Origin of the sequence: Bradyrhizobium sp. SZCCHNR1051 (assembly GCF_032489615.1) — a bacterium.
In the GTDB taxonomy this organism is placed as follows: Bacteria; Pseudomonadota; Alphaproteobacteria; order Rhizobiales; family Xanthobacteraceae; genus Bradyrhizobium.
This window is the reverse complement of record NZ_JAUEYJ010000021.1, coordinates 99,237-120,053: the sequence shown is the minus strand read 5'-3', so window position 1 is coordinate 120,053 and position 20,817 is coordinate 99,237. Positions and strand designations below refer to the sequence as shown.

The following is a 20,817-nucleotide window of genomic DNA, read 5'->3' as shown; positions in this document are numbered from 1 at the left end:
CAGCACTCGACCCTTGAGCCCGTACCACCCGACGCTGCGGGCGGCATGTCCAGATGATCTCCGGCGACGGCCGCAGTTTCGATGCCGGTACCGCCTTCAGGCGCTCGCGATGTCGTGAGTGAGCCGGCCGACCTGGATTAACGGCTGCGTCGCATCGCCGACGCCACCGAAGACCTTCAGCTCGATCTCGACGCGGGCATGGCCCGACGTCGTTGGCTTGGTCGTCGCCCGCCACATATCGATCATCTGCGCGAACGGGGCCACGAAGGGCGGCTTCACGCCCGGATCGACCGCTGACGGGGTCGGCGTCAGCAGGTTGATCGGCAGCCGTACGCGCGGGATGGCCGGCTGGCCGGCTACGACCTCGTAGCTGTACATGCCCTGCATCGCGACCTCGTCGCTGGTGCTGCCATTGCCGTCAGCATAGAGTCCCGCGAAGAACTTGGTCAGGCGCGCGTCGAGGTCGCCGGAGGCGCCCGACATCGCGTCGAGCGAGAACGCCGTGTAGTTCAGCTGCGGGACCACCGTGGACGCGAAACGCACCTCGGGCGTCTGGAACAGGAATGCCGGATTGGTGCTGGTGGTCTTGAGATCGGCCAGCGGGAACAGCGCGAGATTGCGCTGCACGAACACCGACGCCCAGGCGCTCTGGTACAGCAGCACATCGAGCGGAGCGATCGACACCGTCCGCGCCGGCAGCCCGCGCGCCTCCGCTTCGCGGAGATAGACCGTCTTGCCGTCGACCTGACGCGTATAGACGTAGGCTATCTCTACACCCGGGGGGAGTTCCGCCGGAGGCACGGCTTGGGGCGTATAGAGCTCGGGCGCGATGATTGCGATCACGGGCGCCGGAAGCGTGGTGGTGCCGTTCGAGATCGTATTGGCCGCCGCATTCCAGCTCGCCGCCACGCCATCGATGGTGATGTTGACGAGATTGGTGCGCGCGTGCCCGTCGCTGGTGCTGTCGAGCGTCGACATAAACTTCACGATCACATGCGCCGGTGCGACCGCCAGCCTTGCAGCCCCGACCGTCTCCCGCGCATAGGCATCCGCGATCTGCCTGGTCTCAAGGGCAAAGGCAGCGGTCGCCTTGCGCGCAGCGGCCAGCGTCGCCGGATCGGGTTCGGCGCCGTCGATGCCGACCAGATACTGGTTGAGGTCGCGCAGGATCGCCGGATAGTTGGTGACGAATTGCGCGAGCGCGGTGAACAGGTCGGGCTCGCCGCTCAACCTGGCCGAGCCGCGCAGCGTCGGCTCGGTCGGCCGGTTGAACTCCATCGTGCAGGACACCGCGTCGGCTGCCGCCTGCTGATAGAGATAGTCGAACGAATAACCCCAGGCGTTCAGCTTCGATGGATCGGTCGTGCCCTCGCCGGTGAGCTGCCGTGCCTGCTGCGCGGAGACCGTCGGCGGCGTCGGCAGATCGCGGTTGACCACGGGAATGTTGGTGACCTGCGTCCCCAGCGGATAGCTGAACGGCCCGTTGACGAAGGCGAGCCATCGCGAATCGACATAGCCGTCGATTCCGGGGACGGTACGCCGCTCGAATTCGAGATGAGTGAGCGAGAGCGTGAGCTCGAGCGGCACATAGGCCTGGTCGACGACGTTCTTGGTGGCGAACACGAAGGCCAGCCGCGGATCGTACCAGGTCTTGCTGGCGGGATCGTAGACCTCGCCGAGCGGAATGCGCGTCGGCGTCAGTGTGAAATTCTGATTGTCCGCGGCGCCCTTGATGCTGCCGCCCGGCTGACCATAGAGGTTCGGCGGACCGGCCGGGTTGCTGTCGCCTCCGCCGGTCACCTCGGTCAATCCGAACACGACGGCCGCACCGGCGCGATAGGCTGCGCCGAGCTGGTTGAGCAGCTGCTGGCGCAGCTTCTCGCTGGCGGCGAATCCGGTTGAAGGATCGCCCGCGCTGGTCGACAGCACCGGCAGCGTCTTCAGGCCGATCGTATCGGCCAGGGATTCCTTGGCCGACAGCACGCTTCCCAGCGAACCGTCCTTGAGCGGATCGGTCACGCCGTCAATCCGGTCGAGGATGAAGGCCTGCGGCGCGTAGTCGGCCGACAGGAACTGATCGATTGCATCCAGCGCGCTCTGGAACCACTGGTTCAGGTCGACGCCGTCGAGATGCAGCGTGTCGGTGTCGCCGCTGTCATAGCGCGTGATCGTCGCATCGCCGCTGGCCAGCGCCTTGGCGATCGGCTTCGGCGCGAAATAGCTCGGTGACGTGCCGAGCTTGAAATGGATGCCCTGCCCTGCCGCCTTGCCGAAGCGCACCGCCCAGAGCTGCTGAGCGCCGTCGGCCGCATCCTCGCCGTCGCGGGACAGCCCCTGCCCGACCTTGAGATACCAGTCGGCAGTGGCGAACACGGCCTCGACCGCTTTGCTGAAGACCGTATAGGACACATTGCCGTCGCCATCGGCACGCGGCAGAATCGCCGCGGCCACGCCGCTGCCGCCCTGCAACGCCGCCACCGCCGGATCGACCAGCAGCGGATTGCGGCTGAACGCGAGTGTTACATCCAGCTCGAGGATGTTGCCGGCGGCGATCGCATTGACGTCGACCGGAAGCGACAGGGTCACAGCCGGGGCTGCGGGCACCTGGCCGCGCGTCACGAGCTTCAGATACAGCACGCAGGCGCGCACATAGCCGCGAATGATGTCCGCCTGCGGGTCGCTGAGGTCCACATCGGGCTTGGCCATCAGCGAATTCGATAGCCGCATCGCCACCGCGTTGCCGGAGACGCCCGGCACATGCACGGCGACATCGGCCGAATAATCCTGATGCAGCTGATAATAGATCCGGGTGTAGAGCGAGAGATCGTCGGCGGCCCGCGCCGCGCCGTCCGGCCCGGCATAGGCGGCGGCGTTGAGGGACAGAACGAGCTTGAACGCGGCACCGGCCGTGCCGTCATAACTGTAGCTGGCGTTGGTATTGATCCAGGACCCCAGCCCGATCAGCTCGTCGCGATACAGCATCGGCACCGCCGCACCGTTGAGCGCGCCGCGGTACCCTTGCGGCGGTGCCTCGAACGGCGTCACCGTGGTGTTGCCGAAGATGTCGCGCCACTGCAGCGCGACCTGCGCCATGGTGCCGACGCCGAGATAGGGGTTGGCTGCCTTCGGCGGCAGATCCGGATCAGACGGGTCCGGCGCGGCGTTGACCAGCGCGAACTGCGCGCCGATGCCGATCGATTGGCGATAGTCGAAATCGGCGAGGGCAACCTGCGCCAACCGGTTGCCGCGCGTCCGCGCCGAGCGCGCATGGCTCTCGAACGCGCCGGACTGATCGTCGTCATGGTCCTGAGGACCGAACGGCATGCCCAGCGGAGTAGCCTTGTAGAAGACGTTGCCCGCGAGCCCCGCGGCCAGCGAGGTGTAGAGCTGATACATTGTCTTCTTGGCAAAGTCCGGCGCCGTTGGATCATCCGGCGGCAGGCCGAGATTGTCGCGCGTCAACGAGAACCCGATGTTCTGCGGCGGCAGCTGGTCGCGCAGCGAGAACAGCTGCGGGTCGAGATCGAGCACGGCATTGACCGGGAACAGTCCGGGCGCTGCGCTGGCGCCACGGGCGATCAGGTCGACATCCAACCCGTAATAGGCGGCCATGCTGGCAAAGCTCATCCCGGGCGCGGCGGAGGAACTGACCTGATAGGTCAGCGGCGGGATGTAGAAGACGGCCGCGAGCGCAACAGCGACTTGCGGATTGAACGCGGCGATGTCCTGGCCGCTGATGGAGTGGATGGCGCCGGCAGAGAACAGCCTGGCGAGCTTGTCGAGGGTGGCCTGCGCGTCGATGGACCCGCCGGCACCGCGGACCAGATCCGCGTCGGTCAGTTGGCGTACCGCGCCCACGATCGGCACCAGCGCGCCCGCGGCGAGCGGCTTGGTCGCGTTGACCTCGGCGATCCGCCCGGGCCCAGGGCCGTAGATCGCCGCGAGCGCATCGAGCGATGCCCCCGCCGCAACCGGCGCCGTCTGGCCGGTCGAGGCGAGCGACACCGTCTGTACCAGATCGCTCTGCGGATCGACGGCGTCGGTCGTCACGAAGGCGTTGACGAAATCGGGAAGCGTGGTGCCGAACGACTCGCTGCCCTGCGTAGCGAACGTCACGACCACCGTCACTATGCCCGAGCCGGAGGAATCGAAGACGGCGGCCGGCAAGCCCTCGCCGCTTTCGACGTTCTCGTAATAGAGATAGTAGCCGCCGCTGCGGACCGTGCTGAGCTCCCACATCAGGCGGATGAACTGCGCCGGGGAGTTGGCAATGCCGCGCGGCGGAGCGTCCTCGGTAGCCAGCGTCAGCCGGAGCACCGCCGCCGGATTGGTCTCGGTCGAGAGGTTGGTCTGGGTGATGAAGGCGAGGAAGTTGGCGTCCGCAGGCGTCACCAGCATCGGCGCGCCGGGTCCGGACTGGTTGTAGAGCAGGAAGACGGCGGAGGCGAGGCCTTCGCCCAGGGCGTCCATGGCGGTCAGGATGCGCTGCAGTCGCACCGCATCCTCCGAGCTGGGGCCAACCAACTCATAGACGAACGGCAGCGACGGCGCGGACGCCGGACCGCTCGGCAGATCGCCTGCGCCCACGCCCTGCGCGGCCAGCGCCGCCGCGTCGGGCAGACGCTTGATCTGAACGTCGAGCCGCGTGCACCAGGCCCAACGTGCGATGTCGGCATAGTCGGTGCGTCCCGTTGCAGGATTGCTGCGGCCGGTCTGCGGCTGGAATTTCGGCAGCAGCGCGAAGGTCGAACGAAGATCCGGCATGACGGCGCGGATCGACTGCTCCCGCGTGGCGACCAGATTGGTCTGCGCCGGCGGCAGGCTCCACAGCGTCGGCTGCACCTGCGCGCCGGCATCGGCCGCCGCGGCCACGCCGCCGCGGTTCGTCAGGGCCAACAGGCTCGCGACGGAGCCGCTCGACCAGCGCGCGTAGCCGCTGGCGGTAAACGGCCGCGGCTGGCGCTCGGCGAGCGGCAGCGCCGCGAATGTCGGGCTCGGGACGAAATTGCCCGGCCCCCTGGCCCAGCTGACGACCACATCGAGCGCCGCATAGGCCTGGCTCAGATCAACCTCCATGCTGAGGTCGGTGCCGTCGTTCAGCAAGATGAAATCGAGCGGGACGCCGTGGCTCTGAGTCTCGCGTGCGAAGCCGACCTTGTAGCTCGTGGCAGAACTGGGTGTCGGAAACTGTTGGCCGGTGAGCTGATAGACTCCATAGGCCGACTGCGTCCTCGGATAGAGGAACGCATTGGACAGCGTCAATCCGTCCTGGACCGGCAGCCGCAACCCATAGACCAGGAAGCGCGAGACCATGCCGGCGGTCTGCCCGACCTGACCCGTGGCCGCGATGGCCGACCACAGCGCGCCAACCGACAGAGCCTGAAGATTGGCGACCGTGAGCAGGCCGCGCTCCGCCTGCACGGAGAACAGGCCGGCGACGCCGCGATTGGCGTCCGCAACCGCAACGGCGGTGGTCTGGAAGAGGCTCGCCACCGTCGCCAGCGTATCGGATGACGGGCCGGATGTCCCTGCGGTCTTGTAGGCGATCGGCCAGATCGCGAGCGGCAAGGTCGGCTGCAGCAGACCGGCGACGCCGTAGAGCACGCTCTGTGCAGCGAGCGCGTCGATCGAGATCGCGCCGAGTTGCAGCGCGACATCGTCGAAACTGTCGCCCTGCCGCGTCACATAGATCTGCTCCTGACCCTGGCTGTTGGTGAGCAGCAGGACGACGCCGCCCTGCAGCATGTGGCGGGACCGGTTGGCCACGATCAGGCGGTCCGGCGTCGTGGTCCAGCGCGGAGGCGACGCCGCATCGGAATAGCGGCCAGCGATGCCTTGCAGCGTGTCCCCGCTTTGCACCACATATTCGAGGCCGTCGACATGCAGCGACAGCCCGGCCCCCAAGGCATGATCGACGTTGGGCTGCACGATATCGGCAATCGTCAAGGAATTGCCAGCGATCCCGTTCAGCTCATCCAGGATACCACCGACGTTGCTCGTCGGTGTCAACGGATAGGCATAGCTCTGCAGCGCGTCGGCCGCGGCCTGGAGCAATTGGCGTGCGATCAGGGTGAAGGTGTCGACGAACACCAGGGCCGCCATCGACTCCGCCGAGCTGCTGTCGTCCTCCGCGGCAAGCCGGCGCGTTTCCTTGTTCTGGGCCTCGATGTTCGCGGCGACCTGCGCGAATATCTTGCTGACCGCGGTCGCGTAGCCGGGCGTGGCCGTGGTGTAGGTCTCGAACGCGATCGGCGAGGTCTGGCCACCGGACATGCCGGGGACCTGCAGCTTCAATCCGTCGAACACCGGAAACAGCACCGAACCGGCATCGAGCTTGGTCTTCAGCCCCGACGATTGCGCCGTCGCCGGATTGAAGATGTCGAGCGTGAATCCGTCGGCCAGGAACTGCAGCAGGCCCTTGATCGACAGGAACGGATCGGCCGTGTCGGCGAGACGCGCGACATAGGCCTCGAGCTGGGTGAGCGTCACCGACGTGGCCAGCGTCTCGGCGAGCTCGGCCGCATCGCCGCTCTCGTTGCCCAGCGCATCGATGATCCAGGGGAAGTAGACCTCGGCCAGCACATCGAACGACGTCTTCGTCGCGGACGGCACGCTCGCGGCGGCATCCGGCGCGTCCATCGCGAGCAGGAGCACGAATGCCCCCTGGTTCGAGGCTGCGTCCGTGGCCCCCTCCGGAGCAAGCACAGTGTACTGTGCGCCGGCCATCAGCGACAGTCTCGGCTTGTCGCCGGCGGTGGCGGCAAGTCCCATGCGATGAGCGGCGGCCGGCGCCAGCCGCTTCGGCCGCGGCTTCAGGCTGCGCGCCAGCCGCATGGCCGCGTCCGGTCCGCGTGCATGGGCCCGCTGCATCAGCAAGGCATCCGCGCGCGCCCCCTGGACCTCCCACGGCGCCGTACTGGTCTGTCCGATCACAAAGGTCGCGGAGACTTGAGCCGAGAACGACAGGCTGATCGAAATCGAGAACAGGCCGAGGTTGATCTTGACCTTGAGGCTGATCGTCACGCTCGCGCTGGCGATCACTGGAATCTCGCGATAGCTCTCATAGGTGAGCTGGATCGACAGCACAATCTTGACGTTGACCGAGGCCGAAATGATCGCGAAATCGACGCTGCCGTACAGCAGGCCGATGATGCCGACCGTTCCCGACAGCTTGAAGTAATAGTCGCTCTGCAGCGCACCGCTGCTGGCGCGCGATGCCAGCGTGCGCGCGGGATTGTAGGGATGCCACGGCGCCACGACGCCTTCGACGATGCCGAACACCGTGAGCGCGAAGCCCGCCTTCAGAGGCCCCTTCTCGAAATTGTAGCCCAGGCCGAGCTGCAGCCCGATGCCGAACTCGATGACGGGATCGAAAGTGCCGAGGTTGGTCTTCGGGATCTTGGTCGATGTCGCATTGGAGAGCTTGCCGATGTAGAAGCCACCGGCGCCCAGCACCGGCACGCCGTACACGATCACCGAGATCGAGAAGGAGCGGCGGAAATCGAGATTGTACGGGAAGCCGATGTCGATGAAGAAATCGCCGTTGGTGTAGACCTTGATCCCGAGCTGCGGCAGCGTGATCGACACCGCGCCGAAATTGAGGTTGCGAATGATGTCCGGAAAGGTGAAATCGATCTGGTAGACGCCGATGTCGTCGGTGATCTTCTTGTAGAGGATGTCGACGACGAGATTGGCGAGCCCGCCCATCTTCTCGCCGGCAAGCGCCAGCCGCAGGCCGTAGAGATTGGGGTCGTTGAACACCAGCATGGCATCGATCGACCAGGCGCCAGCCACTTTCATCAGGCCGAGATGCCCGGCAATGAGCCAGTTGTTCGACTGGTCATAATAGGGCAGCCCCGGCGCGCCGCCCTCGTCCGCATTGGGATCCACCGGATTCATCTTGCCCGTCGTGCTTGGGACGGACTGCAGCGCGCAGATCACTTCCTTGGTGCTGTTGAAGCTGGAATGGCCGGTGATGCCGATGCGCTGTCCGAGCACCAGCAGGAACAGCTTGAACCATTCCTCGCCCCGGCCGGGCACCGACGGCAGGTTCTGCACGTCCTGCCCCTTGGCGGGATCGAGCAGATTCTTGAATGCCGGATCATCGGCGACGAGCGGGCTCGAGCCCTCGATGGCGAGGGTCACCTTGCCGTCGGTGCCGCGGCGGAAGGTCAGCGCCGTGATGCTGATGAAGCCGAGATTGATCGGGCTCGACAGCTCGTAGCTGGCCGAAAGGCGTTGCGAGAAGCTCTCGCCGCTCTTGAGCGAGACGTTGACACGGAGCGCATCGAGCGAAATCTGGTTGAGCAGGTCCCATGGCGAATCCAGCGTGAAGTAGGGATTGCCGAGCGTACGCACCAGCGCCTGCACCAGCGACCCGATGCTCCAGCCCTTGAGGCTGAAGGTGACCAGCTCCTTGCCGCTCTCCCAATCCGCGCGGAATCCTTCCCACTCGACGAACAGGATGTTGTTGGAGCCCGCCTCCGTCGTCTTGAACTCATAGCCCATCGTGAGCTTGAGGTTGATCGCCGAATAGACCCAGGTTCCCTGCGCGAAGCCGGAGAACTGTTGCTGGGCCGGCTTCTGGCCGTCATAGCTGACGCCGAGCCGCGCCGGATCGATGCCGACGGTCTGATCGCCGAAGGTGAACGTCCAGCTGAAACCGACGGTGATGTCGTAGCTCGTCTTCAGCTCGCCCTGCTCGGCCGGAATGGTCGCGGTGATCGCAAATTCGGAGATGATGAGATCTCCGGGCAGGAAGCTGGGGAATCCATAGGCGCTGCCGGGCGAAAAGAACTGGTTGATCAGTTCCGAGACCTCGAGCGGCTCCTCCAGCGAGGCGGCGAGGTCCCACCGCTTCGGCGTTTCGAACCCGTCATAGGTCACGCTGACCTTGGTGTGCAACGGCCCGACATCGAGGAAGCCTCCGACGCTCGACTTCCATTGCGTCTGCGAGGCGGTCTGCAGCGCGACCACTCGCGAGGTCCGGAGCATCGGCAGCGGCGCCGCGCGCAACAGCGTCGTCGCATTGCCCCCGTCTGGCGTCTGCGTCGGAGTCTGCGCCGCGATTGAGACCGTTCCCTCCCGCACGGCAAGGATCGGCTGGTTGTTGATCTTGAGCAGATTGAGCGTCAGGCTGAAGCCAGCATCGAACTGAAAGCTCTGCGCGCTGTAATCGACCGCGACCGCGATGTCGCCAAGCTCGAAATCGCCGACATTCTCGACGTCGAGCACGACGGCACCGCCGGACAGGGCCGTCAGGAAGTCGCTCAGCTTCGCGGTCCCGGCGAAGGACGCGAAGAACTGCTTCGCGGAGGTGAACTGGACGGTGAACACGCCGTCGCCCTCGCCGTCCGGCCCCTTGAAGACGCTGGGCGCCAGTACGAACACGGTCGTGAAGTCGTAGGTCTGCTGCCGCTTCGTGCCGTCGAACGGATAGGCCATCGACCATTGCAGCGCGAAGCTCGTGATCTTGAAGTCGAGGACGCCGGTCGGCGGCAGGACCTGCCAGCTCGTATCCTTCGAGCTGCCGATCTCGATCGAGACCGCCGTGATCGTCGGCGAGCGACCGAGCGTGCCGGCGATCGAGAAGCCGTTGAGACCGACGAAGGCAAGGAACTGCTGCAGCACGTCCGGGGTCGCGGCGAGATAGCCGCCATTGCCGCCCATCACCTCGATCACCGTGGCCGGCGTCAGCGGCGCGCCGCCTTCGACGACCGCGAGCGCCACCGAATAGCTGGTGTCCGCGCCGGGCGTGATCTCGACGTCGAGCTGATAGGAGCCGGTGCTGCCGACGTCGAACTGCGAGGAGATCGCGAGCGTCGGCGCCTGATCGCCGGCATCCGGATCGGCGGGATCGGCCAGCACCAGCACGCCATCGACCTCGTCCGCGCCATCGGGCGCGGGAATGGTCAGAGCCAGGCTCGGATCCTTGACCGTGAACTGCGACGCGAGCTTGAACGTGCCGTCCTGGATCGCGGCCCGCAACTGCCCCGGCGGGAACAGCACGGTCTCGCCGTTGAAGATGCCCATGTTGAGCGCGCCGCTCAGCAGCAGATCGCCGGCCGGCGCGGTGAGGCCAGGAAACAGCAGCAGGAACGGCTTGGCGACATCCGGCAGAGCGACCTTGGCAACGAAATTCTGCACCGCGCCGCCGCTCACGGCACGCCCTGCGGAGTCACCATACGGGTAGGTGCCGGTCGCCGTCGAGAACACGAAGCTGACGTTCTTCAGCGTGCCGAATTGATTGAACGGGAAGCCCCCCATGAAGGCGAAGCTGCTGGTCCAGGTCCAGTTCGACGGCGTCGCCTCGGCCTGCACGATCAGTTGGTCGCCGTCCACGGTGAACACGAGCGTGGCCTTCGCGGCCAGCGGGGTCGCGGCGCCGATGAAGGGGATCGTCGCCGACTGCACCGTGAACGCCGTCCCCTCGACCGGGCCGACGTCGGATTTTGCCACCGTCACCTTGAAGTCGGCCGCGGCCTTGAGGAAAAAGGCCTGGCTCAGCCAAGTGTCGTAGTCGGCGGGAACCTTCACGGCGGGATCGGCGAGGCCTGCCGTCAGGAACGCTGCATCGAGCGCGAAGGCGGTGTCGCCGGCGGCGGCCTCGACAGCGGCGCGAAGATTGTCGATAGCGCTCATGAGCCGGCGCTCCCTCAGATGTCGGCAGAGATGCCGAAGTGATCGCTGGTGTTGCGAACGCGCCCGTAATTGCTCCAGCCGGTGAGATTTCCGGCGCCGCCGATCCCGGGATAGTTCGCCGCCGTCGGCGCGCCCGGCCACCCCATCGGCGCCGCGGTGAACTGGTGGGCCAGCGCAACCGCGCCCGGGGGAGGATTGTCCGGCGGCGCCATGACCGCGTTCATCGGCGTGCCGGTCACCGTGTTCATGATCGTGGTCTGATAGTTGTGCATGCCGTTGTGCGGCCAGACCAGGATGTTGTCGATCGAGTAGAACGGCGCAGCGACGAAGTTGGAGCCGACATAGCCGTAGCCGGGATAAAAGCTCTGCCCCGGGCCGCCGCCGTTGGACCAGAGGAATTTGGAGGCCGCCGTCTTGTCCTTGCCGCGGATATGGCTGGAGAAATAGCCCTTATACTGGTCGAGATTGACAGGAACTCCCACCGCCGTCGGACTGACGAGCAGCGTGTAGGCACCGGGCCCCCCGGTGAGCGGATTATAGAGGCCCGAGGCCGTGCCGTTGACGGCGAACAGATTGACGTTGAAATCGCCGCCGATCACCCGCGTCTCGTTCACTCCCAGGGCGCCGACGATATCGTTGATCGTCGACAGCGTGGTGATGTAGTTCGCCGCCGCGGGATTGTTCGGCGGGGAATGGATGCCGAAGATGGTGAGGTCTCGCTGCACGACGCCGAGATTATCGGTCTCGGTGAACGTTGCCATGAACGGCTCGCGCAATCCGCCAAAGGCAACGGGCGCACCGAGCGTGGTCGTGAAGGCGATGCGCGCGGCGACGACGTCCTCATTGAGGCCGCCATTGTGCTGGGCGCCCACAGGAATCTGGCGCACGCCGCCAAGCCCCGGCGGCACCAGCATTCCGTTGACGTTCACGGCACCGATAGGCACCACCATGCCATTGTACGGCGCGGCGGCGCCGCCGCCCGGCGGCACCGACAGGCCGCCATGACCGCCGGTCCAGATGTTGGGCCCGGTGAAATAGCGACGGAGGTTGCCTGCAGTGTCGGTGCGGCGATAGAGAATGCCAACCGTTTCGGCGCGCCCGCCGGTCCCGGTGTAGAGCGGCGGCACGGCGTTCCAGCCGCCTGCCACCATCGTGGCGGGGTTGTTGAGCCCGAACTGCACCATGGCGAGTGCATTGATGCCGCCGGTCTGGCTCGCCAGCGCGTTGGGCGCATTGTCGCCGGAGCTCACCTCGATGATGACGATGATGTCCGGCTGCGTGGCCGTCAGCACGGCATTGATCACCGCGCGGCGCTGGATCGCGCTCTGCATGTCGTTGAGGCCGCCATGGCCGCGCTGCCGCTTGATCGACGCGGAAAAGATCTTGTTGACCGAGAAGCTCTCGATATTCCAGAACAGGATCCGCGTCATGATGACGGCTCCTGCAGCTCGGGCTTGCGTGAGGCGAATGCGAGCGACTGCTCGCAGCCCGGATTGTCGTCGGCGACATAGGCCGCGTACCAGCCGAGGCTGCCGGTGTTGTCGGGATCGCCGAACAGGAAGAACTGGATGTTGGCGGACGGCGGCAGCTTGGCGATGCCGAAGATCTTGATGGCGATATCGTCGATCCGCAGGCAGTAGAACCACTTCGGACCGTCATCAGACAGCTTGCGTCCCGATGCGGTCGGGACCGGCTGGCGCAGGATCGAGATCGCACCGACCGCAACCTTGATGACGCCCTGGATGCTGAACAGGCTGGCGCCGGGCGCCGCGCCCGGCAGGCTCATGCCGATGAAGATCGCATGCTGCGCATCCGAGCCGGTGGTGATCGGTGACCATGCCGCGAGCAGCTGCGACTGGAAGCCGACGCCCGAGGCGAGCGCCCCCGGACCGCCCAGCGTGATGTCATAGACGACGCCGAACCAGGGCCCCTCGAGTTCGGTCAGGTTGAGCTGCGACGTCACCGGCAGGAAGCCGAGATCGGACGGCTTCTGATCGCCGGTCGCGTTGACGAAGCTCTTCAGCTGCAGCGCGAAGCCGCGGAACAGGCTGGTGTCGCGCATCGTCGAGCCGTTGAGATTCCAGGCCAGGTTGCCGGTCGCGACCTCGAACCGCTTGGCGCCAGGCGTCGCCTGCGGATAGGTCATTCCGACGGCGAGACCGGAGAAGGCGAGGCCGACGCCGAGCGCCGCCTCTGGCGTGTCCGGCGGACTGCCGAACGACAGCAGGTCGAGCGTCTCTCCGATGGTGCTCTGAAGCGGCGTGAAATCGAGCCGCCCCCAGACGAGGAAGTTGCTCGCCACCGTGGCGCCCTGGTCCTGGGTGCCGATCGTGTTGAACTGCACACGGTCGAAGGCGACGGCCGGTAGCACGTTCGATGGGCTGGTCAGCACGTTGGTCGTGTTCTGCTCGAAGACATAGGCGCCGCGGCCGCCCTGATCGACATAGCTGCCCTTCAGCACGATTCCCGTGAATGGCTGCGGCTTGCCGCGTGAGTACAGCCGCGACACCGGCGCGCCGAACAGCGCCGCGACCGAGAGCTGGACGTGGCTGTCGAACCGCGTCAGCCTGGCGTTCTCGAACAACGACTGCAGCTGCAGCACGGTGAAGTCGAACTCGCCGCTCATCTGCACCGCCACGGGCACGTCGGGCGCAACGCCGCTCGAGACGTTCACCGCATAGCGCGGATCTTCGTAGTCGATCAGGCCGAACAGGCTCGAGCTGCCCGAGGGCATCGTGATCCGGCCGCTCCGGCCGTCGACCGTGACGCGACTGACGGTGAAGCCGAAATGATGGGCATTGAAGCGCGTGAAGTCGATGCCGGCGGCAAGACCCGCAATCTCCGGCGGCATGTCGCGCTGGCCGAGATCGGCGGCGAGCACGATGACGCCGGTCCAGTTCGGATCCTGGGCAATGCGCGCGAAATTCTCATAGAATGGGCCGGACGCTCCCTTCGACCGTGCGATGGCGTCCGCAATGTAGTCCTGCAGCCATTGCGAGAGGCCGGTGTAGGACAGCGCGGCGGTGACCGGCGGTGTGCCGGGCAACAGCGAGAACTGCTCCGCGGACGTCCAACGATTGGCATTCGTGACCCGCTCCAGCAACGAGCCGGAGCAGAACTTCATGATCATCACGTTGCGGTAGGCGGTCGCCGACGCGCCGGCGCCGACCGCCGCGGTCATGGTCCAGCCCGCAATGTTGACAGTGTTGGCGAACTGGGCGCCGGTGCCGAACGGCTCCGGATTGACGGCGACCAGAAAGAGCTGGTTGGTCTGCAAGGCGTCCTGCATCGCCTGGGTTGGAGCAGATAGCGCGAATGGCAGGGTATTGCCGTCGCGGTCGAGCGATTGCGCCATGCTGACCTTCAGATAGGCCCCCGTCGCCGGATCGCGCTCGATGATGAAGCCCTGAGGCGTCGTCCCATCGGTGCTGGGGCCGTCCGCCAGCGTGCCGTGCAACGCGTGAGCCCGCGCCGCCTGCACCCGCGCCGACCACGTCTTGCTGCCATAGCCCGAGATCAGCGACTTGCGGGTTGCGGCCACGATCTGGCTCTCGAACTGGACGAGCGTAGCGCCATCGAGGCCGCTGCTCGCAGCAGCACCATAAGGCGCCAGCGGGAACGTCTTGTCGCTGCCCTGGGCGAGCGGCATGAACGGCGGCGCGGATTGGAGTATCTCCGCATTCGCGGCGCCGGCCGCGGCCGCACCGTAGATCGCGCTGCCTTCGGGCTCGGCCAGATAGTCGACGGTCCCGCTGCCGGCGACGATGGTCACCCAGGAGGTCTGGTGGTCGTCGGTCAGGCGCGGCGCAACGGCGCCGCTCGCGGGACGGTTGAGATCCGCCGTCTCGAACGGGAACACCGGCGCGTAGCCTGGTTTCGAGGGGATCGCGTTGAGGCGATCGTTTTGTGTTGCAGGCAGGCTGACGTCGTACGCCTTGAAGCTGAGCGCTTCCGATCCGAACAGTCCGCCCATCAGCTTCGCGACCTGGCCGGCGGCGCTGCCGTCGGCACTGAGCGCATAGTGGCCGGCCAGGCTCAGATAGGCAGTGCCGGTGTCGGTCTTGGCCGATCTCGCGACACTGGTGGCAAAGGCGAAGCCCCCGGCGCCGAGCGCCGGCGCCGTATCTCCGCTGCCAGCCCCGAGCGGTGTCAGTTGCACGACACGCCCGCCGGTCGTGCGGAATTCGCTGGTCAGCGCAGGCGCCCCCTTGATGGCAAAACCGGAACGCAGATAGCCCTGTTCGAGCTGCTCTCGGCTGATCACGCGGTTGGCCGGATCGCCGAGGTCGAAAGCGCCCGCGATCGAAAGCTGCGATGGCAACGCCGCCACCGTCATGGCTGCATACTGCGCAGCTTGCAGCGACGCCGTCGCATTGTTGTTGATGACGTAGCGGACGCCCTGCCCCAAGCCCTGGCTGACGAACGCCTGTTTCGAATCGAGCAGCCCATCAAAGGTCACGCAGCCGGTGTTGGCGCCGCCGAAGGGCACGTAGGCGTAGATGCGATTATTGGAGGCCGGCGCAAGCCGAATGCCGAGCGGGTTGTCGCCCTTGCCCGCGAAGCCGATGAACGGAGGTGAGCTCAGCGCCGAGCCCGACAGGCGCAGCGCCCCACCGTCAATATCGATCCGGCTCTGATCGAGGATGTAGAATTTGGCGTTGCTGGCGAACCAGAGGTTCATGTTGCCCGAGACCTGGTAGACCGGCGGCAGATTGATGAAGGAGACGCCATAGCGCTCGAAGTCGCCAAACACGACCGGATTGGCCGAGGCAAGCCAGACGACGGCGCGATTGCGCGTCGCCTTGCTGATATAGGTCCGTGCACGCTCGGCGAACCCGCCGGGATCCCGATCGAGATCGGCGGGCCGCTGTGTCGCGAACAGATAGCTGCCACCGTACTTCTTCAGCGAGTCATCGTAGTTGATGAACGGTGGCAGCGACGAGCCCGCGCCGAGAAGGTAGCCGGCCCAGCCAACCGAGCCGGCAACCCTGGTCTCGTAGATCGCGGAGGAGTCGACCTGCTCGAACTGCGCTGACGCGGACGCGTCCATGCTCGTATCACCCGATCGGGAAGATGCCGAGCAAGGTGCCCGCCAGTGAATAGAGGGCGCGATCGTCGATGATGTCGCCCTTGATGATGGTCACCGTATATTGCGTCGAGCCCAGCGCCGCATATTGCACCGTGATGCCCGCCTTCCACGTCGTCGCCCCGATCGTGATATCAGCACCGAGGACCGCAGTGATCTGCGACTGCGAGACGATCGGCGTCCAGACCGGGATTCGGCCCTGATACTGGAACGAGACGTAGGTCGTGTTGTTGGTGTCGCCGCTCGGCGTCGTCACCACGTTGCTGTTCGGACTGGTCGGGGTGTTCACCGTCGGCAGCGCCGTGAAGGCCGCGCGCGGATACTCTTCGGTCCGCGTCGCCGCGGGCGCCGCTGACTTGACGGACGAACTGATCGGGAAGATGCCGAGCGTCACGCCCTGGAGCGAGTAGAGCCCACGATCGTCCACGATCTCGCCCGAGATGATGGTCACGGTGTACTGGGTCGATCCCAGCGCCGCATACTGGACCGTGATGCCCTTGCGCCAAGTCGTTGCGCCGATCGTGATGTCGGCCCCCAATACGACTTGAGGTTGAGCCTGCGAAACCACCGGCGTCCAGACCGGAATGCGGCCCTGATACTCGAAGACGAGCTGCGTCGTGTTGTTGGGATCGCCCGTCGGCGTCGCGACGACATCGGTGTTGGGACTCGTGGGGGTCTTGACGACGGCGGGAGCGGTGAAACGAATACCTTCACGATCAGACATGACTATCTCCTTTTGTAAAACACAGGTCGAAACCTGCAGCGCGCAGCTGCTGAGCGCAGCTGAGGCGAGTCGAAAATCAATAAACTACCAATGATCGAAATCTATCAGAGGTTGCATCGTGTAACAGAGTTCGCAGGGGCGGTCAATCGGGCCAGATCACAGTCCTGCCCCCCACGCCCGATAACATTCTGGTGTTTACATTTCACGCGAAGCCGGGCCGGCCCTCAGCGGCTGCCTTGTCTCCGAAGCATTTGCATCGCACGCTTCATCGCTGCGGACCGGGTGAACGAGCCGAGCACGATTCCGGTAAAGCTGCTCTCCTTTCCGGAATCGACGATCGCTCCTGTCATCGTGACCGTGTAGTAGGGACCCATGGGGTTCATGGTCACGGTCAGCCCCTTGCACAGGACAATGCCGGCAACAGCGACATCCTCGGCCAGCGTGACCTTCACCTCGCCAATCGACACGAGCGTCCTCCAGCACGGGATCGTACCGTTGACGAAAAAGGTCACCCAGGTGCTGTCGTTGGTGTCGAACGTTGCGGCCACCTGCGCATTGCAATTCGTCGTCAGCTGGGTGTCGACGGTTTGATCGGTGAGCTGAGATGGCGCAGCGGGCAAGGCGGCTTCCGTCCTCGTTCAAACGCTCAGCGTCATGCAAGATGACCAGCCGGAGGTGACAAATAACTAGCCGCCGTCGGTTTGCGAGTCCATTTGCAATCCGGCCCCTGCAGCAATCCGGCCGGGGCTCCGCATCCCACGCAGGTGCGACCAAGGCCCTGGCCGTAACCTCCCGCTGGCCAAGATTCCCGGCGGGGTTTCGCAACAGGCACGATCCGCTGCAAAAGCTGCTCTTCCCGGATTTCTTCAAACCTACCAGCCTGTTGCTGGCCCCTCCCGCCGATCGCATGCCGCACCGGGAAACGCCTCGCCCCTTGGATGGGACGCCGCCGATGCCAAGGCTGATTTCCCTTTATTTTTCAGCTCGTTGTTGTCGACGGCAATGTGAGACGCCGCCGCGTCGGACGCCGCAAACGGCAGACGCCGGACCGATCGGGCGCAGAGTCATCTCCGGCCTGAACGCCAGATCGTCGCTCGAGCGGGCGGCAATCCCGTCTCCGGCCGGCGTGCGTCGGGTTGCCTCCGGACCCTGCTGTTTCTACAACAGCCGGAGCGCCTCCCAAGTATCAGGACCATCCCTCAAAGTGAACGAGCAACGCTTCATCGGCTCGCTGACCGGCTTACGCTTCGTCGCGGCCGCAACGGTCGCCATCGGCCACGGCGCCCCGTCGTTGGCGCAAGGCCTGCTGCCGGAGCTCATCGCTCAGGTCAGCAGCATCGGAATGACGATGTTCTTCGTGCTGAGCGGATTCGTCCTGTGGCTCAACTATGCCGCGCGCTTCCAGTCGCAACCGTTCGGAAACGCTCTTCGCGAATTTGCCATCGCGCGATTCGCCCGGCTCTACCCGATGTACGCCGTGATTGTGCTCGCGGTCGTCGCATACGTCGTGATCGCGCGAGACCTCTCCGCGCCCTCGCTCGGCTTCATCCTCACGATGACGCAAGCCTGGTTTCCCGTGCAGAACGGCACCATGCTGGTCGCGGTCGTGCCGTCGCTGCAGCACCTCTGGTCCATCAGCGTCGAGCTGTTCTTCTACCTGCTGTTTCCGTTCGTCTGCCTGCTGTTTGCAGGCGTCGTCCGGCTGCCCACGATCATCTGGATCGCGCTGGCGAACATCGTGACGTTCGCGCTGACGATCGCCGCCGCCTTCACCTTCGGCGATGCGTTGTTGCGGACCGCCGCGCCGAGCCTCACGCAAAACGGGATGCAGTGGCTCACCTACTACTCTCCCTATCTTCACATCGCTCAGTTCCTGGCCGGCTGCCTTGCCGCCATGATCTACAAGAACCGCGCCGATGCCAGCATCGGTGACGGGGAGCGACGCTGCGTGAGGCTCCTGTTCTGGCTTGCGCTGGTGAGCCTCATCTGTGCGCCTGTCCTGCTGTTTCTGCAGCCTCGTCTGCCCGGCTGGTCGTTCGCGATCGAACTTGCCGTACGTCTCATCGAGATCTCGGGATTCTCGATCGTCTTCGTCGCAGCCAGTCGGTACGGCCATGCCGCTTGGCTGTCGTCCAGAGCCCTGATCATTGGTGGCGAATGCAGCTATTCGATCTATCTGCTGCATCCCTTTCTCATTCGGCTTGCGATGATCGGAAAGTCAGATGCTCCCGGCGCTCTCGAGCTCGCACTGCGGCTCGGTCTGTTCGTTGCGATTGCGACGGCGGTGGCCTGGGTCACCTACATGCTCATCGAGGCGCCCTCGCGAACATGGTTACGGAGAGCCTTCCGCACCAGCGCACCGCGCGACGTGATCCATGCGACGCCGGTCTGAGCGCCGTGTCACCGGCCCGTCCGTGCTTCGCGGTGCGCCTCTACCAGCGGCTTATCCGGAGCCTTGCCGTGCCTTGAATCAGGAGCCAGACGAAGCTGCCGCCGCTAACGACAGGGCGCGACGTCCAAGGTGAACAGTCGCTGATCCCTCGCGGCAGCCGGCAGCCCGGTACACGCTGCCGCGGCGATGATCAGCCATCGCATGTTCACCTGCTGACACAGGCCCTCGCCTGTCTGCTCCATTTGAACGCGGTTCCGCATGGCGGCCTTGGCCGAGCGCCCGCAGGGCATTCGTTCCACACCGGCGCTCCCACCTCCCAGCCATTCACGACGCAGCCGCCATTGGGCGCGACGTGGCACCCTGGGCCGCAGGACTCATTGGCGACCGACCGGCCGCCTCCTGCCGCAAGGCCAGTCAGCAGCACAACCCAAAACATCAGCCTCATCGCGTTGCTCCATTGACTCCGAGGCGACGAGCCCCCTGCGACCGCGCCCCAGCGGAAACCATGAACGTATCAAACCGTTCCCCCGTTGATCGCAGCCTGCTCGCGCTGAGATCTCGTCGGAGATGGTCGCCGCCAGCCTGTGACGAAACACCGCGCCGCCACCACACTCCAGCCCCACTACGCGCACGACTGCGCCATATCCGTGCACGGAAATGGGAAACCATCGTAGCGAGAAGGTTTTCACCATGTTGGGCGATGATTGCGCAGCCTGGGCGAGCGATAAGCGGAAAAATCACCTCTCCACGCCAATTTGATCGTGGTGAGCCAGCAAGGCGTTGGGGCGCGCGCGCTCAGAAACGTGACGAGCCGAACAACATCAGGAGCCGGCGGCACGAACTGCCGGTCAGCCTTGGATCGTCCGGATGCGCGCCGGACGAGCCCGTGGCGAATGCAGGGAGCGATAGATCGACATGATGGCACGAAAGCTTTCAGTCCGCGAAGTCATTGCCAGATCCTATCCCAGCTGGGACTATGCCATGGCCGACCGGTTGATCGCATGGCTCGATCATTGTGGGTACGAGATCGTGGAGAAGAAGCCGGAGCGCACCGCGGCTCCCGTGACCGACGACGCGCAGCCACACGTGATCAGCGTTTGATGAATTCTGCCCCGTTTCGCCGAGGCGCTGCGAATGATCAGCGCTCCTCAAGCGGCAGCGCTCGGGCGCCGCAGGAACCGCGCATCGCGTTCTGGGGTTCAAGATGACAAGACCAGACGCTCGACGTCTCATCGAGCACCATGAGATCAGGGAAGGATCACCAATGTCTCGCAAGCTCACGCCACGCCAGGTCATCGCACGCTCCTACCCGACCTGGGATTACGCCATGGCCGATCGCCTGATCGCCTGGCTGGATGATTGCGGCTACGAGATCGTCGAAAAAGGAGCCGCGCACCTGGACACAAGTCTGGTGCCTGCTGCGCCGGAATCGACACCGTCGCATGAAAGCACACATTGATCCCGTCGCGGTCGAAACCGCGAACGGGGCCTCTGGGCGCTCATTGGTATGAGAAAGCCGGCCTCAGGCGAGCAGCTGCTTCTCGATTTCGTAGACCGGAAGCTTGACCAGATCCTTGTGGACCTCGCCATGCAGCACCTTTCGTACCGCGTCGGAATAGTCGGCGCGGATGATCCCGAGCGCGCGCGGCGACGCCACCATCGTGACGGCTTTGGTTTCGCCCGACAGGACAGCCTGATGCAGGCGATCAGCAAGCTGCTTGAGAAAGGCGCGCTCAGCCTGATCATGCCAATCCGTCTGATCCACCGAACTCCGAGCATTGCCAAATGACTGCTGCACCGAGCCGGGCGCATCAGTGCCCTGAGCGCTCGTGCGGTCGTTCTCCTGCTCACGGACCTCTTTGGTGTGCAGGTTCGGAAACATGCTGTCACCGACGTTCTCGAGGATCAGTGCCTTGCGGCCGTCGCACACGACGATCCAATCACCGGTTCCGACCTTCAGCTTGTCCATGAGAT

10 protein-coding genes are annotated in these 20,817 nt (G+C 65.2%); 3 read left to right on the top strand and 7 right to left on the bottom strand.

The features are described 5' to 3' along the window. Positions 1–96 precede the first annotated feature (96 nt). From QW868_RS24710 to QW868_RS24690, 5 genes are all read right to left on the bottom strand, one after another. Positions 97–10,641 (bottom strand): LysM domain-containing protein, encoded by a 10,545-nt coding sequence (locus tag QW868_RS24710; protein WP_315798636.1) that lies wholly within the window; start codon positions 10,639–10,641, stop codon positions 97–99. 14 nt (positions 10,642–10,655) lie between these two features. Further along, positions 10,656–12,071 carry a hypothetical protein gene (locus QW868_RS24705; protein ID WP_316231748.1) on the bottom strand — a complete coding sequence of 472 codons (1,416 nt, stop codon included), beginning with the start codon at positions 12,069–12,071 and terminating at the stop codon, positions 10,656–10,658. Continuing rightward, on the bottom strand, positions 12,068–15,691 hold the full coding sequence (locus QW868_RS24700) for a hypothetical protein (protein ID WP_316231747.1): 3,624 nt from the start codon (positions 15,689–15,691) through the stop codon (positions 12,068–12,070). The genes QW868_RS24705 and QW868_RS24700 overlap by 4 nt, the downstream gene beginning before the upstream one ends. A gap of 7 nt (positions 15,692–15,698) precedes the next feature. Next, positions 15,699–16,451 carry a hypothetical protein gene (locus tag QW868_RS24695; protein ID WP_315737655.1) on the bottom strand — a complete coding sequence of 251 codons (753 nt, stop codon included), beginning with the start codon at positions 16,449–16,451 and terminating at the stop codon, positions 15,699–15,701. A 224-nt stretch (positions 16,452–16,675) separates the two neighbouring features. After that, on the bottom strand, positions 16,676–17,071 hold the full coding sequence (locus tag QW868_RS24690) for a hypothetical protein (RefSeq protein ID WP_315737654.1): 396 nt from the start codon (positions 17,069–17,071) through the stop codon (positions 16,676–16,678). A gap of 584 nt (positions 17,072–17,655) precedes the next feature. Between QW868_RS24690 and QW868_RS24685 the strand changes: the two genes are divergently transcribed. Further along, positions 17,656–18,843 (top strand): acyltransferase, encoded by a 1,188-nt coding sequence (locus tag QW868_RS24685; protein WP_316231746.1) that lies wholly within the window; start codon positions 17,656–17,658, stop codon positions 18,841–18,843. A 205-nt stretch (positions 18,844–19,048) separates the two neighbouring features. Here the strand turns inward: QW868_RS24685 and QW868_RS33600 are convergent, their stop codons facing one another. Beyond that, complete coding sequence (locus QW868_RS33600) at positions 19,049–19,288, bottom strand: hypothetical protein (protein WP_409997750.1); 240 nt, start codon at positions 19,286–19,288, stop codon at positions 19,049–19,051. 473 nt (positions 19,289–19,761) lie between these two features. Between QW868_RS33600 and QW868_RS24680 the strand changes: the two genes are divergently transcribed. Together QW868_RS24680 and QW868_RS24675 are read left to right on the top strand one after the other, a co-directional pair. Further along, positions 19,762–19,944: a hypothetical protein gene (locus tag QW868_RS24680; RefSeq protein ID WP_315771202.1), complete on the top strand. Its 183-nt coding sequence runs from the start codon at positions 19,762–19,764 to the stop codon at positions 19,942–19,944. A gap of 163 nt (positions 19,945–20,107) precedes the next feature. Then, on the top strand, positions 20,108–20,302 hold the full coding sequence (locus QW868_RS24675) for a hypothetical protein (protein WP_315737652.1): 195 nt from the start codon (positions 20,108–20,110) through the stop codon (positions 20,300–20,302). A 63-nt stretch (positions 20,303–20,365) separates the two neighbouring features. Here the strand turns inward: QW868_RS24675 and QW868_RS24670 are convergent, their stop codons facing one another. Beyond that, the gene (locus QW868_RS24670; protein ID WP_315737651.1) at positions 20,366–20,812 is read right to left on the bottom strand and encodes a host attachment protein; all 447 of its coding nucleotides are present in this window, start codon (positions 20,810–20,812) and stop codon (positions 20,366–20,368) included. Between the last annotated feature and the right edge of the window lie 5 nt (positions 20,813–20,817).

Excerpts from the sequence above, each read along its gene's own strand:
- QW868_RS24680 (WP_315771202.1), top strand. The coding sequence starts at position 19,762 with ATGGCACGAAAGCTTTCAGTCCGCGAAGTCATTGCCAGATCCTATCCC.
- QW868_RS24670 (WP_315737651.1), bottom strand. The coding sequence starts at position 20,812 with ATGGACAAGCTGAAGGTCGGAACCGGTGATTGGATCGTCGTGTGCGAC.
- QW868_RS24700 (WP_316231747.1), bottom strand. The coding sequence starts at position 15,691 with ATGGACGCGTCCGCGTCAGCGCAGTTCGAGCAGGTCGACTCCTCCGCG.
- QW868_RS24705 (WP_316231748.1), bottom strand. The coding sequence starts at position 12,071 with ATGACGCGGATCCTGTTCTGGAATATCGAGAGCTTCTCGGTCAACAAG.
- QW868_RS24675 (WP_315737652.1), top strand. The coding sequence starts at position 20,108 with ATGTCTCGCAAGCTCACGCCACGCCAGGTCATCGCACGCTCCTACCCG.
- QW868_RS24695 (WP_315737655.1), bottom strand. The coding sequence starts at position 16,451 with ATGTCTGATCGTGAAGGTATTCGTTTCACCGCTCCCGCCGTCGTCAAG.
- QW868_RS33600 (WP_409997750.1), bottom strand. The coding sequence starts at position 19,288 with ATGAGGCTGATGTTTTGGGTTGTGCTGCTGACTGGCCTTGCGGCAGGA.
- QW868_RS24710 (WP_315798636.1), bottom strand. The coding sequence starts at position 10,641 with ATGAGCGCTATCGACAATCTTCGCGCCGCTGTCGAGGCCGCCGCCGGC.